Annotated in this window: 15 protein-coding genes; 12 read left to right on the forward strand and 3 right to left on the reverse strand. The window is 72.0% G+C overall.

What is annotated here, in order from left to right:
* Positions 1 to 2: 2 nt before the first annotated feature.
* A complete protein-coding gene (bioA, locus tag IPJ59_RS21620) occupies positions 3 to 1,340 on the reverse strand; it encodes an adenosylmethionine--8-amino-7-oxononanoate transaminase (protein ID WP_293273131.1) in 1,338 nt (445 codons plus the stop codon).
* A gap of 152 nt (positions 1,341 to 1,492) precedes the next feature.
* Between bioA and IPJ59_RS21625 the strand changes: the two genes are divergently transcribed.
* From IPJ59_RS21625 to IPJ59_RS21675, 11 genes are all read left to right on the forward strand, one after another.
* Complete coding sequence (locus IPJ59_RS21625) at positions 1,493 to 2,206, forward strand: hypothetical protein (RefSeq protein WP_293273132.1); 714 nt, start codon at positions 1,493 to 1,495, stop codon at positions 2,204 to 2,206.
* Positions 2,207 to 2,353: 147 nt separating this feature from the next.
* Positions 2,354 to 2,866: a hypothetical protein gene (locus tag IPJ59_RS21630; protein WP_293251278.1), complete on the forward strand. Its 513-nt coding sequence runs from the start codon at positions 2,354 to 2,356 to the stop codon at positions 2,864 to 2,866.
* Between the two features lie 130 nt (positions 2,867 to 2,996).
* Positions 2,997 to 3,425: a hypothetical protein gene (locus tag IPJ59_RS21635; RefSeq protein WP_293251280.1), complete on the forward strand. Its 429-nt coding sequence runs from the start codon at positions 2,997 to 2,999 to the stop codon at positions 3,423 to 3,425.
* Between the two features lie 9 nt (positions 3,426 to 3,434).
* On the forward strand, positions 3,435 to 5,105 hold the full coding sequence (locus tag IPJ59_RS21640) for a sigma-54-dependent transcriptional regulator (protein ID WP_293273133.1): 1,671 nt from the start codon (positions 3,435 to 3,437) through the stop codon (positions 5,103 to 5,105).
* Between the two features lie 36 nt (positions 5,106 to 5,141).
* Positions 5,142 to 7,661: a tetratricopeptide repeat protein gene (locus IPJ59_RS21645; protein ID WP_293273134.1), complete on the forward strand. Its 2,520-nt coding sequence runs from the start codon at positions 5,142 to 5,144 to the stop codon at positions 7,659 to 7,661.
* Positions 7,631 to 8,140, forward strand: a complete 510-nt coding sequence (locus IPJ59_RS21650) for an ATP-binding protein (RefSeq protein ID WP_293273135.1) — start codon at positions 7,631 to 7,633, stop codon at positions 8,138 to 8,140. The genes IPJ59_RS21645 and IPJ59_RS21650 overlap by 31 nt, the downstream gene beginning before the upstream one ends.
* Positions 8,137 to 8,643 carry a hypothetical protein gene (locus tag IPJ59_RS21655; RefSeq protein WP_293273136.1) on the forward strand — a complete coding sequence of 169 codons (507 nt, stop codon included), beginning with the start codon at positions 8,137 to 8,139 and terminating at the stop codon, positions 8,641 to 8,643. The genes IPJ59_RS21650 and IPJ59_RS21655 overlap by 4 nt, the downstream gene beginning before the upstream one ends.
* Before the next feature lie 52 nt (positions 8,644 to 8,695).
* Positions 8,696 to 9,079 (forward strand): acyl-CoA thioesterase, encoded by a 384-nt coding sequence (locus IPJ59_RS21660; RefSeq protein WP_293251288.1) that lies wholly within the window; start codon positions 8,696 to 8,698, stop codon positions 9,077 to 9,079.
* Between the two features lie 73 nt (positions 9,080 to 9,152).
* Positions 9,153 to 9,365, forward strand: a complete 213-nt coding sequence (locus IPJ59_RS21665) for a hypothetical protein (protein WP_293251290.1) — start codon at positions 9,153 to 9,155, stop codon at positions 9,363 to 9,365.
* Between the two features lie 29 nt (positions 9,366 to 9,394).
* Complete coding sequence (locus tag IPJ59_RS21670) at positions 9,395 to 10,294, forward strand: hypothetical protein (protein ID WP_293273137.1); 900 nt, start codon at positions 9,395 to 9,397, stop codon at positions 10,292 to 10,294.
* 45 nt (positions 10,295 to 10,339) lie between these two features.
* Positions 10,340 to 12,190, forward strand: a complete 1,851-nt coding sequence (locus IPJ59_RS21675; RefSeq protein ID WP_293273138.1) for an OPT family oligopeptide transporter — start codon at positions 10,340 to 10,342, stop codon at positions 12,188 to 12,190.
* A gap of 40 nt (positions 12,191 to 12,230) precedes the next feature.
* Here the strand turns inward: IPJ59_RS21675 and IPJ59_RS21680 are convergent, their stop codons facing one another.
* Positions 12,231 to 12,857 carry a M23 family metallopeptidase gene (locus tag IPJ59_RS21680; protein WP_293273139.1) on the reverse strand — a complete coding sequence of 209 codons (627 nt, stop codon included), beginning with the start codon at positions 12,855 to 12,857 and terminating at the stop codon, positions 12,231 to 12,233.
* A gap of 44 nt (positions 12,858 to 12,901) precedes the next feature.
* Positions 12,902 to 13,933 (reverse strand): hypothetical protein, encoded by a 1,032-nt coding sequence (locus tag IPJ59_RS21685; protein WP_293273140.1) that lies wholly within the window; start codon positions 13,931 to 13,933, stop codon positions 12,902 to 12,904.
* A 287-nt stretch (positions 13,934 to 14,220) separates the two neighbouring features.
* On the opposite strand from IPJ59_RS21685, the gene IPJ59_RS21690 reads away from it, so the two are divergent.
* The gene (locus tag IPJ59_RS21690; RefSeq protein ID WP_293273141.1) at positions 14,221 to 14,640 is read left to right on the forward strand and encodes an acyl-CoA thioesterase; all 420 of its coding nucleotides are present in this window, start codon (positions 14,221 to 14,223) and stop codon (positions 14,638 to 14,640) included.
* Positions 14,641 to 14,687: the final 47 nt, after the last annotated feature.

Below are 14,687 nucleotides of genomic sequence, written 5' to 3' on the forward strand. Positions count from 1 at the left end.
GTTCAGGCCAGCGCCGCGTGGACGGCCGCGATCGTCACATCGGCGAGGACGTCGAGCTCCGCGTCGTCGATCACCAGCGGCGGAAGCCAGTAGATCGTGTCGTGCAGCGGTCGCAGCAGGACCCCGCGCTCGAGCGCAGCCGCCCGCAGGCGCAGCCCGAGGCGGCCGTCGGCCGGCGTGCGCGAGGGGTCGACCTGGAACGCGCTGATCATCCCGATCTGGCGTTGCTGCACGATCGCCGGGCAGGCCGCGGTGACCGCCTCGCGGCGCGTCGCCATCGCGGCCACTCGCTCGGGCAGGCGCGCGAGCAGGTCGCCGTCTCGAAACAGGCGCAGGCCAGCAAGCGCCGCGGCGCACGTGATCGGGTTGGCCGTGAAGGTGTGGCTGTGCAGGAAGCTGCGGCTCGGTGCCCCGGTGAACGCGTCCTCGAAGCCGGCCCGGATCAACACCGCCGCCAGCGGCAGCACCCCGGCGAGGCCCTTGCTCAGGCACAGGAAGTCGGGCGTCACGCCGGCCCAGCTCGACGCGAACAGGCGTCCGGTGCGGCCGAAGCCGACCGCGATCTCGTCGGCGATGACGTCGATCCCCAGCCCATGTGCGGCCCCCGCGAGTCGGCGGTAGAAGCCAGTACCGGTCATCGTCATGCGCCCGGCGCACTGCACCAGCGGCTCGATCACCACCGCGCTGAGCTCCGCGGCGTGCTGCTCCAGCAGCGCGACCGCGGCGTCCGCTTCGGGTGTGTCCGCCCCTAGATCGCCATCGCTGTCCTCCGGGCGGTGCGCCGGGAAGGCCGGCGCCGGCAGCTCCAGCGCGTCGAAGAGCAGCGGCGCGAAGCTGTCACGATAGGGCCCGCTGCCGCACAGCGCCAACGCCCCGAGGGTCTCGCCGTGGTAGCTGTTGCGCAGCGTGGCGAAGCGTCGGCGCCGTGGTTCGCCGATCTGCTGGTGTCGCTGATAACTGAGCTTGAGCGCCACCTCCACCGCCGCCGAGCCGCAGTCGGCGAAAAACACCTTGCCGAGCCCCGGCGGCGCGAGCTCCAGCAGAGACTCGGCGAGTTCGACCGCCGGCGCATGCGTGAAGCCGGCGAACATCACGTGGTCGAGGTGCTCCGACTGGGCGCGGATCGCCGCGACGATCGCCGGGTGGCCGTGCCCGTGGACGCAGGTCCACCACGACGCGATCGCGTCGAGCAGCCGCCCGCCCGACTCGTCGTACAGCCAGCAGCCGAGGGCGCGTTCGATGGCGATGGGGGGCAAGCGATCGAGGTCGGCGAAGTGGGTCGCGGGGTGCCACAGGTGCGCGCGGTCGCGGTCGCGGAGGGACACAAGCCGGTTCGCCATCGCCACGGCAGCCTGGTCCGCCCGGTCCTTCGCCGTCAACCCCGCGACCTCTGCGTTGCCCGATGGCCCCGGACGGCGCACGCTGTGGTATCACCCTCGACAGACACGCCGGTTGAAATGCCGGTTGTGCGCAGCGTCACGGACGGTTCGCCATGCCACGCAGTTCCAGGTCCCTGATCCCCTCGCTCCTCGCCTTCCTCGCAACCGCCTCCCTCGGCGCTGGCTGTGTGCTCTACGGCGGCCCCGAGGACTACAAGACCTGCGCCGAGGTCGTGTGCGGCAACCATGCCACCTGTGGCGAGAACGCGGACTGTTACTGCGACGCTGGCTACGACGGCAACCCCTACGACGGCTGCGTCGATGTCACGCCGGCGGTCGACGCCACCTGCAAGGTCGACTGCGGGCAGAACGCGTACTGCTCGGAGGGCGCCTGCTACTGCGAGCTCGACCACATCGCCGTGTGCGGTGCGAACGCTGGATGCATGCCCGAGGCCCGCGTCTGCGACGGTCAGCCTGACTGTCCCAACAGCGCCGACGAGGCCGTCGCTGTGTGCAGCAAGCCGGTGTTCCAGGAGTGGCTGATCACCGACGATTGTGACGACGGCCTCGACATCGAGTGGCGGCTGTACGCCCAGGATCGCGACTGGGCCTGGCCCGACGCGACCTCCACTTTTGTCACCACTGGCATCGGCGCCGAGGACTTCCAGACCATTCAGTGCTTCGACGGCGAGACGATCTGCATGGCGGGCGCCGCAGGGGACACCGTCTGGGGCTTGAACCTCGACGGCACCGGCAGCTGTGACACGTGTTGCTTTCTCTGCGGCAGCCCAACGTACATCGACCTCGGCTTCCAGACCTGCCAGTAATTGGCCCCCGATAATTGGCTCAGCGAACAGATCGCTGGGGGCTCGCGGGGCCTTGCAATCGCGGCCATTTGCCGCTACGTCTCTCCTCCCCGTGCTTGTACTCTCGTGTTTCGCGCGACGCATTGCGCCGCGATCCATGGTGGCCCCATGACAGAGATCGCCCAGCTCTTCGAGTCTGCGCTCCGGCAGAACCGTGCCAACCTGCTGCGCAAAGCCGCGATCAACACCGTGGCCAAGATGCCGGCACAGACCACCTTGCACGAGCTCCTCAGCAGCGAAGCAGGCACCTCGATCCGCGAGCTCACCCTCCACGAGCTGCGTGAGGCGCTGACCGGCTTCGTCCCCGCAGCGGGCGCTCGTCGGAGCCCGGGTGCAGCCAGTCACAGCGGCCCAGGCGGCCACACCAGTCACTCCGGCGTGACGGTGAACGCCGCCACGCCGGCCGCCAATAACGCCTCCCCGGAGAGCCGCGAGGCCCGGCTCTACCGCCAGATCATCGACGCCGTCGGCCACGAGCCGAAGACCATCGGCCAGCTCGCCAAGGTCGTCGATGTCGACGTGGTCGAGCTCCGCGGCTATCTCGCGTGGATGAAGAAGATGGGCAAGATCGACAGCACTGGCCGAGCCCGGGCCACGCGCTATCACCTGCCAGCTGGTTGACCACGCCAGGCTGACCACGCCAGGCGCCAGGCTGACCACGCCAGGCTGATCACGCCAGGCTGATCACGGCACATGGCACGCCTGAGGGTGCTTGCTCCGGCGCGCGAGCTGGGGGATCCTTGCGCCGGCCATGGACGACAGCAGCGACGACCTCGAGTTTGGCCGGCAGATCGCCGCGCTCAAGCACGACCTCGGCAAGTATGTGGCGTGGATGTCGGCCAACCTCGATGAGGACTGCTGGCATGGCCCCGTGCGCGACGAGCTGATCGACGCCCTCGAGCGCGACCTGCTGCGCACGCGGACCCCCGCGGACGGCCCGCCCGAGCCCGCCTGGGCGGTGTGGCAGCGGCTGGCTGGCGCGCTCCCCAAGCCCTGGCGCCACCCCGAGCTGCACGACGTCGACGCCGCCGTCGCCGAGCTGCAGGCGGCCGAGCCGGCGCTGCGGGCCCGCGATCGCGTCGCGCTCGCCAGCCAGCGCTCGACCATCCGCGCCGCGCAGCGGACGATCCGCAGCGCCTTGCAGCAGCTCCATCGTCGTCTCCTCCAGGCCGAGACCTAAGAGCCTCGCATGTCCTCGATCCTCATCATCGACGACGAGGACAGCTACCTCGAGCTGTGCCGGCGCCACATGCCCGAGCACAGCTTCTTGCCGCCGGCCCGCAACTATCGCGAGGCCGCCGACACGCTGCGGCGTCACGCCGGCAAGGTCGACCTCGTCCTGCTCGACGTCCACTTCGACATCCCCGAGGCCGATCTGTTGCCGCAGGACAAGGCCGCGCTGCTGGCCCGCGGCGACGCCAGCCGCCAGATCGAGCGCCTGCGCCGTAGCCAGGGCTTGCACATCCTCGCCGCGATCCGCGAGCGTTACCCCGATCTGCCGGTGATCGTGATGACCTCGCGGGACGACCTCCCGCTCGAGACCGACGCCGAGCGTCTGCAGGCCGAGGACTACACCTACCTGCTCGCGGACGACTACCTCGACGCGCGTTCGCTCAAGCTGCAGGTCGACGCCATCCTCGCCCGCCGCGAGCGTCCGGCCGCCAACGACGACGACCCCTTCTACTGGGGCGCGACCGGGGCGATGTCCAGCCTCCAGCGCCGGCTCTCGATCCTCGCGCGCGGCCGCCTGCCGATCATCATCCAGGGCGCCACCGGCACGGGCAAGAGCCTGGTCGCCCGCGAGTTCATCCACCCGCGCTCGCAGCGACCTGGCCCCTTCGTCGCCGTCGACCTCTCGACGCTGCCGACCGATCTGATGGCCGCGCACCTGTTCGGCGTGATCAAGGGCGCCTACACCGGCGCGACCAACACGCGCGAGGGCGTGCTGACGCGGGCCCACGGCGGCACCCTCTTCCTCGACGAGATCGGCAACCTCTCGCTCGAGCTGCAGAAGTCGCTGCTGCTGGTGCTGCAGGAGGGCGTGTACCGCCCGGTCGGCGCCGTCAAGGAGATCGTCACCGACATCAAGATCGTCGTCGCCACCAACGAGAACCTCGGCGCCCTGGTCCGCGCGGGCCGCTTCCGCGAGGACCTGTACATGCGCCTGAACCCGGCCACCGCGGTCACCCTGCCGAGCCTACGCGAGCGTCGCGACGACTTCGAGGATCTGCTCGCCTGGTTCATGCGTCAGGTCGTCGGCGAGGCCTACAACCGCGACCTGCTCGGGCAGTACGCCGAGCAGCGCGGCCTCGCGGCCAACCTCCCGATCAGCGCCGGCCGCGGCGTCCCACCCCGCGCCGACGTGCGGCGGATCCATTTCCTGCTCCACCCGAGCAGCTTCAAGCTGCTGCACGACTTCGAGTGGCCGGGCAACTTCCGTCAGTTCGCCATGACCCTGTCCAACCTCGTCACCTTCACGCTGGTCGAGCTGGTCGAGCGCGCCGAGAAGATCGAACCCCAGCGCCCCGGCGAGGGGCGCCCCGACGTCATCCCGATCCCGCCGAAGATCGTCAGCGACCTGCTGCGACCGATGACCCCGCCCGAGGTCGTCGACCTGCCGATGGCCGCCGCGGGCCCGCGGCGCTTCGTCGTCGATCTCGAGGCCGGGGACTCGCTCAACGCGGTCTCCTGCGCCGTCGAGCGGCAGTACCTCGAGCAGCTCTACGAGCGCTGCGGCGCCGATCTCGGGCAGATGGCCGCGCTCCTGCTCGGCGACGAGACGGCCGGGCGCAAGATCCAGCTGCGCATGAACCAGCTCGGCATGAAGCTGCGCCTCCTCAAGCGCAAGACGGGGGAGTGACGGAACATGCGGACGCGGGCGGGCGTCATCGGGGCGATGTCCCTGCGCATCGCCGCTACTGGCCTCGTGCTCGGCCTCGTGCTCGGCCTCGCCGGTCACGTCGTCGCCGCGCCCGCTGGCAAGAAGTCCGCTGAAGCGCGCCCGCCTGCAGTCACCGTGAAGCCCGCGCTCGAGGCCGAGGGTCCGGCCGATGGCTTGCCGCCGCCGCCGGTGCTGGAGGCCGACACCGGCGAGACCGGCGGACCCGGCGACGAGTTCGGCGAGACCCCGCCGATGACCCCGCAGCAGCGGCTGCAGGAGTTCGACCTGCACATCAGCCGCGCCCAGCGGGCCGAGCGTGAGAACCGCCTCGACGACGCGATCCGCGAGTACAGCGCGGCGCTCAAGCTCCAGCCCGGCGATCCGGCGGCGCTCAAAGGTCGCGCCTATCTCCGGCACAAGCGCACGAAGGAGGGCCAGTGCCCCAAGCGCGCGATCGAAGATCTGCGGCTGCTGCGGACCTACGACCCGCGCGGCCTGTGGCTCGAGCAGCGCGGCACCCTCGTCACCTGGCTGGGTCAGTGCGACACCCGCACGGACGCGGAGCGCCTGAGCCTCGCGCTCGAGGTCGCCGACGACGACCCCAAGTCGGCCAATCGCCCCGGCGACATCCGCTTCACCATCGCCGTCCTGCAGGCGCGCCAGGCCGAGGCCGCCGAGCGGGAGCGCGAGCGGCTCGCGCTCCAGCGGGCCGCGCTGCAGGAGCTCGAGCGCTACCGCAAGGACTGCGAGCAGATCGGGCGCAAGCCGGCCGCCGACGCGCTGGCCCTGCAGGCGGCCCTCTACCGCAGCACCGACAACCCCGAGGCCGCGATCCAGATCTACGAGGAGCTGCTGCGCCGCTACCCGGGCACCACCGCCGCCAAGCAGGCCAAGAAGAGCGTCGACGACCTCAAGCTCGAGGTGCAGCTCGACCGGCTGGAGAAGGAGCAGGGCGGCAAGCCGAGTCAGGCCGCGGAGGCCGCGTACACCAGCGCCGTCGCGGCGCTGCGAACCGGTGACCTCGCCACCGCCGAGCGCGAGCTCGACAAGGCGATCGCCGACTCGCCGTGGTTCCCCAAGGCGCACTACGTCCTCGGGATCGTCCACGCGCGCAGCGGTCGGGTCCCGAAGGCCGCCGAGGAGCTGAAGATCAGCATCCGCATGGACCGCTTCGACTACGAGGCGCACATGGCCCTCGGCCTGCTCTACAAGAAGGAGTTCGCCGGCGGCGAGGACGAGCAGGCGATCAAGCACCTCGAGACGGCGCTGCTGCTGCGCCCCGATCTCTACCACCTGCACTTCCAGCTCGGGCAGCTCTACGCCCGCATCGACCGCGAGCGGGCGCGTCGCTCCTTCACCCGCTTCCTCGACGCCCCGATCCCCGAGGACGACCCCGACCGCGAGCTCGCCCGGCGCGCCCGCGACGAGCTCAACCGCGAGCCCGCCGCCGAGAACCCCTCGATCCTCCCCGAGCCCCCGCGCGACCTCCAGCGCCTCGATCCCGAGCTGCAGCGCATGATCAACGAGGCCTACCTGCGCGTCAGCGAGGAGCAGGACTTCCAGCAAGCCGAGCGGGTGCTCGAGCGCGCCCGCAAGAAGTTCCCCGGCGAGGAGGTCGTGCTCAACGAGCTCGCCAAGGTCGCCTACGCGACCGGCCGCTTCGGCAACGCCCGCGAGTTCTGGGAGACCTCGCTGGCGATGAAGGAGGACCAGATGGAGGTGCACGAGCGCCTCGGCCTCTTGCTCGAGAGCGACCTGCCCGACGAGGCCACCACCCACCTGCGCCGGGCCGCCGAGCTCGGCGCCTCGACGGCCCGCTTCCGCCTGGCCCAGCTGCTGTGGTCCGACCTGCGCGTGCTCGACGCCTCCGACGAGCTCGACCGCTACCTCGCCGCCGCCGGCCCCTACGACCTCTACTGGGACGCGGGTCGGCGCCTGCGGGAGCGCATGGACCAGGTGTTCCTGCGCCTCTATCTCGCGATCGGCGCCCTGCTCCTGCTCCTGATCTCGATCCCCGCGTGGCAGGTGTACCGGCGCCTGCGCGGCGCCTCGCTGGCCCAGCTGCTGCAGCGCGCGCCCAAGAGCTTCCCCGAGGTCGCCCGGATCTTGAGCCTCATCCGCCACGAGATCCTCAAGCACAACACCGCCTTCCTCACCGACGTCGGCCGCGCGCTCGAGATGGACGAGCCCGACGCCGAGGTGCGGGCCGGCATCGTCGCCCGCCGCCTGTTCGGCGAGCACCGCGGCGGGGCCCCGGCGGGTCAGCCCGCCGGCATGCGCGAGCGCGGCATCTACGGCCGCTTCCTCGGCTACGTCGCCGAGCTGCAGAAGGTCGGGCGCAGCCACGGCGTCACCCTGAACCTCGGCCGCAAGGACCCGATCTTCAGCGCCATGATCACCGCCTTCGAGGATCTGCGCGGGCTCGAGGCGATGCAGCGCACCCCACCCGCGACCGCCCGACCGTTAAGCTCGACTGGTCGCGCCGGCTGGTCCGCTCGGGCCACGTGCTCGGGCGCAAGGCCTTCGAGTCGCTGAGCAGCGTGATCCACTCGCTGTGCATCGTCGAGGTCGCGCCCGGCCTGGTCCGCGAGGTCTTCGCCCAGGTCGTCGCCGAGGCCCAGTTCGGCGGCGTGCAGGTGCGCGAGCTCGAGGTGGCGGGGGAGGGCGCCCGCGTGCGAGTGTTCCGCTCCGACCTCGAGGACATCCTGACCAACGTCATGCGCAACTCGCTGCAGTCGAGCGTCCTCTACGCGCCCAAGCCGATCGCCCTCGGGGTCGCCCTGGTCACCGAGATGGACGAGATCACCGGCCTCAGCAGCCTGGCGATCCGCATCCAGGATCGCTCGAGCGAGCAGCTCAGCAACGAGATGTTGCGCGGCCGCTACGTCGAGCGCGGCATGGGCATCACCGCCGACCTGCTGTCCCGCTACGACGGCTCGATCGCCGTCGAGCCCGAGCCCGGCTGGCAGAAGGCCGTCGTGCTCCGCTTCTTCACCGTCGAGGAGGTCCCATGAGTTCGTCCAACACTTCCGGGTCGCGAGAGATCGACCCACGCGAGATCAAGGTCCTGATCGTCGAGGACGGCGACGAGTACCTGCAGAACCTCTCGACCTTCGTCGCCCGCGGGATCCGCTACACCCAGGCCAAGAGCGGCGGCTGGGCCTGCACCCTCCTGAGCACGCTGCAGCCCGATCTGGTCTACCTCGACATGCGCTTCGATCGCACGCCGAACGAGGCGCTGCTCGGCGACTTAGTCGGGCTCACGGCCCGCTTCAACGGCGACGTCGCCCGCGCCCGCGCCTTCCAGCAGGACAACCAGGGCCTGTTCGTGCTGCGAGCGCTGCGCGACGCCGGCTTCCACGGCCCGGTGATCCTCTCCTACGACTTCAGCCGCGAGGAGCGGCGCTTCCGCGCCCTGTCCGACAAGGACCCCGCGCTCTCGTACTGCCCCGACTACGCCGACGCCAGCGAGATCCAGGCCGCGATCTTCCGCGCCGTCGGGCGTCGGCCGCCGTGATCGCCGATCGTCGCTGGCGCTTCACCGGCGGGCGGGCGACAGTGTGCGCGCCATGACTGAAGACCTCGGCTCTCCCGCGATCCGCGTGCTGATGATGCCGCGCGACACCAACGCCCACGGCACGATCTTCGGCGGGCACATCCTCAGCCTCATCGACCAGGCCGGCGCCGTCGCGGCCCACGGCGTCGGCGCGCGCAAGGTCGTCACCGTGGCGATCCGCGAGGTCGTGTTCAAGGCCCCCGTGCACGTGGGCGACATCGTCAGCTGCTACGCGCGCGTGGTGAAGCGCGGCCGGACCTCGCTCACCGTCCAGGTCCGCGTGCTCGCCGAGGATCCCGTCGCGCGCGACTGCGTCGAGGTCACCAGCGCCGAACTCGTCTACGTGCACGTCGACGAGGACGGCCGCCCGAACGCGCTGCCGCCGGCCAACGCTTGAACGGCCCTGGACGGCCCTGGGCGGCCCTGGACGGCCCTTGACCGCCGCGAACCCTTTCCGTAGCGTGCTCGCCATGCGCACCGCATTTCACCTCGTCCTCGGTCTGTCCCTCCTGAGCCTCGGCGCCTGCGCCGAGCAGCCCGGCAAGAAGAAGGAAGAGACCAAGGCCGAGACCAAGACCGACAGCAAGACCGACAAGCCCGACGGCACCAAGACCGAGACCAAGACCGAGACCAAGGTTGAGACCAAGGTCGAGACCCCGCCGACCCCGCCGCCGGCCACCTGATGCGCCTCCCGCTGCGTCATCCGCCGCCCGTGGCGGACACGCCGCTGCGACGTTGCGCTCACCTCGAGGCGCTGGCCGAGTCGGCCCTCGGCCTCGGCCTCGGGCCCGCGGCCGCCCTGGTCGCGCCGATCCACGCCCGCGGCCGCTTCGGCAACGCCCTGCAGTGGCACTTCGGGCTCGACCCCCACGACAGCTCCGAGCAGCTCGACTGGGAGGACCGCATCGAGCTCAAGCTGGTGTCCGTGTGGCGCCGCCGCGACGGCGGCCTCGCCTGCGACAAGCTCAAGGTCTGCGACATCACGGCCGACCCGTGGCGCAAGCTGGGCAACGTGCTGTGGGTGTTCGCCGATCGCATGACCCGCGCGATCGTCGGTCACCGATTCACTCGGCTCGCCGGGGCGGCCCGCAGCTCGCTCGCCGCGGCCTGGGACCACGACCCTCACTTCGACCGCCCCGCGATTTTCGTCGAGGCTCGTGAGCAGGACGAGCGCCAGGCCCCCGCGTACTACCTCAGCGCCACCTGGCTCGCCGAGCACGTGCTGCCCGCGAGCCTGCCCGGTGTCTACCGATTCGACGCGAAGTGGTGGTCCGAGGCCCGCGGTCACGGCCGCTGGCGCCGCGATCCCTTGCTGGCGCTGTGGCGCGGCGAGCCGTCACCCGTGGCCTGCCCGCGCTGCGGCGGCCCGCTGCGCTGCGAGCTCGATCGGCTGCGGGCCGAGGGCTGGTCGCCAGCCGTGCACGCGATGCCGCTGGGCCCCGACTGTGGCCTGCAGGCGCACGCGGTGCTCGCCATGGCCGGCCTGCCGCTGGCCCCTGGCGCCCTCGGCTTCGACGATCTGGTCGCCGCGATCGAGAGCCGCGTGGCGGCGAGTCAGGTCGCCCGCCTCAGCGACCGCGTGCTCGAGCCCGAGGACCACGAGCACGACTGACGGACGGCCCGCGATCGCGCTACCGTGCCGGCCTCACGGAGGAGCATGACGCAGGCAAACCCTGGCTTGGCGGAGTTCACGGCGCGCGCGGTGATCACGGGCATCGTCCTCGGGCTGGTGTTCGGGGCGGCCAACGCCTACCTCGGCCTCAAGGTCGGCATGACCGTCTCGGCCTCCATCCCCGCCGCGGTGATGACCGTCGCCGTGCTGCGCCGTCGCGGCGTGACGATCCTCGAGGCCAACATGGCCCAGACGATCGGCTCGGCCTCGACCTCGCTGGCGACCGGCACGATCTTCACGATCCCCGCGCTGTTCCTGTGGGGCCTCGCGCCGCCGTACTGGCAGGTGGTCGTGCTGGCGCTGCTCGGCGGCCTGCTCGGGCTCGCGGCGATGATCCCCCTGCGCCGCCTGCTCATCGTCCAGGCCCACCACGAGCTGCCGTACCCCGAGGGCACCGCCTGCGCCGAGGTGCTGCGCGCGACCACCTCGGGCGCCTCCGGCAGCGCGTGGATCTTCCGCGGCATCGCCGTCGGCGCGCTGGTCAAGCTCGCCGGCTCGCTGCTGTTCCTGATGCCCACCGAGCTGCACGCCGGCCTGCCGATCCTGCCGCGCGCCGAGCTGGCGATCGAGGTCGCGCCCGCGCTGCTGGCCGTCGGCTTCATCCTCGGCTACCGCCAGGCCGCGGTGGTGGTCGCCGGCGCCGTGATCTCGTCGCTGGCCCTGATCCCCCTGATCGCCTGGATCGGCGCCGGTCTGCCCGGACCGCTCTACCCCGAGCCGCTCCTGCGCATCGCCGACATGGACACCGGCGAGATCTGGGCCCGCTACATCCGTTACATCGGCGCCGGGGCGGTCGCCACCGCCGGCGTGCTCACCGTCGCCCGCAACCTGCCGACCATGCTCGGCGCCTTCGTGGCTGTCCTTCGGGGCATGCGCAAAGGGACAGGTCCCACCAGCGACGAGCGCACCGACCGCGACCTCCCCGGCAGCTTCATCGCCGCCGCGATCGCCACCGTGGTCCTGGTCGTCGCCCTGGTCCCCGGCGTGCTCGCGGGTGAGATGGGCCTGGCCGCGCGCTCGGTCTGCGCGGCTGGCGTGGCGGTGTTCGGCCTGCTCTTCGTCACCGTCGCCGCGCGCATCGTCGGCATCGTCGGCGTGTCCTCGCAGCCGACCTCGGGCATCACCCTGGTCACCCTGCTCGGCACCGCCTCGCTGTTCGCCGCCTTCGGCTGGGTCGAGCCCGGCGCCCGCGCGGCGGTGCTGACCGTCGGTACGATCGTCGCGGTCGCGGCCTCGAAGGCCGGCGACATCTCGCAGGACCTCAAGACCGGCTTCCTGGTCGGCGCCACCCCGGCGCGCCAGCAGCTCGGCCAGCTCATCGGGGCCGCGTGCGCCTGCTGGGCCGTCGCCGCGACCGTGATGCTGCTGTCGAGCTACGGCTTCGGCAGCAAGGAGCTGCCCGCCCCGCAGGCGACCCTGATGAAGACGATCATCGAGGGCGTGCTCAGCGGCGAGCTGCCCTGGGGCCTGGTGCTCACCGGCGCCGGGGTCTCGGGCGCGGCGATGCTGTGCGGCGTCTCGGGCCTGGCCTTCGCGATCGGCGTGTACCTGCCGCTGGCCTCGATGGCCCCGATCTTCGTCGGCGGCTGCGTGCGCGCCATGGCCTCGCGGGGCGCCGCGCCGGAGCGCGAGGGCGAGGCGCGGGCCGGCATCCTCGCCGCCTCGGGCGTGGTCGCGGGCGAGGGCCTCGCGGGCGTGCTGGTCGCCGGACTCGTCGCCGCGGGCGTGCTCGCCAAGTCGAGCCCGCCGCTGCTCTCGGGCGTGTACGGCTCGCTCGTCGCCGGCCTCGCCGTGGTCGGCGTGTGCGGCTTCCTCGGCCGCGCCGCGCGGGCCTAGGAGCGGCGCGTCGACCTCCGCCGCGGGCTGCTGGCGACGATCAGTCCTCCTCGCTGACGTAGCTGGCGAGGGCAGGGTAGGGGTGCAGCGGCGCCCCGATCAGCCACAGAGGATCGACCGCGAAGGCCCCGAGCTTGACCGTGAGGTGCAGGTGCGGCGCCTCGCTGCGCCCGGTGTTCCCGACCAGCCCGAGCGCCACCCCGCGATCCACCGGCAGCCCGACGTGCACGAGGATGTCGCTCATGTGGCCATAGAAGCTGGTCACCCCGAGCCCGTGATCGACGATCACAAGGTTGCCGAGCAGCGGGTCGCTGCCCGCGAAGCTCACCACACCCGGGCCGATGCTGAGGATGAGGTCGCCGGTCTCGCCGCGCAGGTCGAGCCCGCGGTGCAGCTTGGTCCCCGCGCCCGTGATCGGGTTGGTGCGCCACCCGAAGTACGAGGTGATGTGCACGCTCTCCACCGGCCAGTCGAAGCGCAGCCCCGGTCGCGCGAACTCGATGTCGCCAGCGTGGAACGCATCGGCCAGCGGCGCCGGCGTCTGCTCGCGCGGGCTCGCCGGCGTCTCCTCCGGGGACACCCCAAGGCCCGCGTCGCCCGCGTCGACCGCGACCCCGGCCTCACCGCAGGCGGCCAGGAGCAGCAGCGCGAGGGAGCGGCGGAGCATCGCGGCGCGACCCTACCCGATCTCCCGCCCGCGTACACCCGGCCTCACGCCGGTGCTTCGAGCACCGCGAAGTCGACCAGCCGCGCCACCAGATCCGGGGTGAGGATCACCCCCTCGCGGGCCAGCTCCGCGAGCACCTGCTCGGTCGGGCGACCGTCAAAGCGCGGCAGCAGGGCGAGCAGCTCGTTCGGCAGCTCGAGCGCGTCGCTGTCGCTGTAGGTCACGACCCGAGTCGTCGTCGGCCCGCGCTGCGCCAGCTTCACCGTCCCCGGCACCAGCACCGCCGGCGGACGTCGCAGCGCGACCAGCCCCGACGCCGGCCCGGCCGAGCCCTCCGATCGCAGCGCCGCGTGGGCGGCCTGCAACTGCTCCACCAGCGCGGCCAGCTCGGGCCCGCCGATCACCTGTACTTCGGGCCAGCTCAGCTCGTCGACCAGGGCCGCCGCGCGCAGGTAGTAGTCGCGGCGCAGCGGCACCCAGGCCGACCACTCCGACAGCGAGTCATCGATCTCCGCGGCCCCCGGCGGCGCCTCGCGGTACAGCAGCTGACACGCGCACCAGTGGCACAGCTCGCGCTCGGCGAGGGTCAGCAGCGCCTCCGCGGCCTGCCAGAAGCGCTGCCCGGCCGCGCCGCGATCGTGCTTGCAGAACCAGGTCGCGCACACGCCGTTGCGCTGGCGCCAGATCCCGCACAGGCCGCCCTGCTCCGCCAGGTAATGCGGGCAGCGCAGGTCGGGGTCGCGGCCGAAAGTCTCGGCGGCGACCAGCGCCTGGTAGCGCGCGCGGTCGGCCTCGCTCACGTCGAGCCCGTGCGGCGTGCAGGTCGCCAGGTCCTCGATCCGCGACTCGAGGCTCGCGCGCCCCGGCCCCGGCGGCAGCTCGCGCAGCGCCGCACCGACCAGGAAGTTCGGCAGCGCCGGCACGTAGGTGCAGCACTTGGCGTCGGCGCGGAAGCGGTAGCCCTCCGCCACCGCCTCGCCCTGCATCGCGCAGCTCGAGCAGGTCGCCGCCTGTTCTTCGGGCAATGTCCCTCCGAGCAGGTCGGTCAGCCATTTCGCGTAGCGCGGCGGCAGCATCGTGCGTGCGCGCCGACGTGATCTTGTCGCGGCGCGAGGGCCCATCGTACCATCGCCGCGGGGGTGACGGGTGGACGGGCGGGGTGGGGCGCGGGTCTTCGACGCGGGGGTTGTGCGGCGCGTGCCAGGCGGCATCGCCTCGCAGACCCTCGCACAGCTGCAGTCGCTGCGTCCGGCACATTCGCCACATTCGCCACACCGGGGCGACATCGTCGCGTCCAGCGCTCCGGCAGCGGCTATCGTCGCGCGCATGTCCCCGAGGCCCCGCACCCGCCGAGCCGAGCCCCGTGTTCGAGCAGCGCCGCACCGTCGTCGCCGCCGACATCGACGCCCTCGGCCACGTCAACAACCTCCGCTACCTCGAGTGGGTCCTCGCCGCCGCGATCGATCACTCGGAGGCCGTCGGATGGAGCCTCGCCCGCTACCAGGAGCTCGGCGCCGCGTGGGTCGTGCGCTCGCACGCGATCGAGTACCTGCGCCCCGCCTTCGTCGACGACGATCTGCTCGTCCGCACCTGGGTCAGCGAGATGACCAAGGTCAGCTCGCGCCGCAAGACGACCGTGTCGCGGGCCGACGGCACCACGCTAGCCCGCTGCGAGACCCTCTGGGTGTTCGTCAGCCGCCGCGCCCACGCCCTCGACCGCGTCCCGCCCGAGCTCGCCGCCGCCTTCCCGCTGATCCCCGACGCCCCGCCGCGCGTCCGGTGATGCTGGCCCGCCCCGCGTCGGGTGATGCGGGTCCCGGGCGCTCCGCC

The sequence above is a fragment of the Nannocystis sp. genome, from assembly GCF_016714285.1.
Taxonomy (GTDB): domain Bacteria; phylum Myxococcota_A; class Polyangia; order Nannocystales; family Nannocystaceae; genus Nannocystis.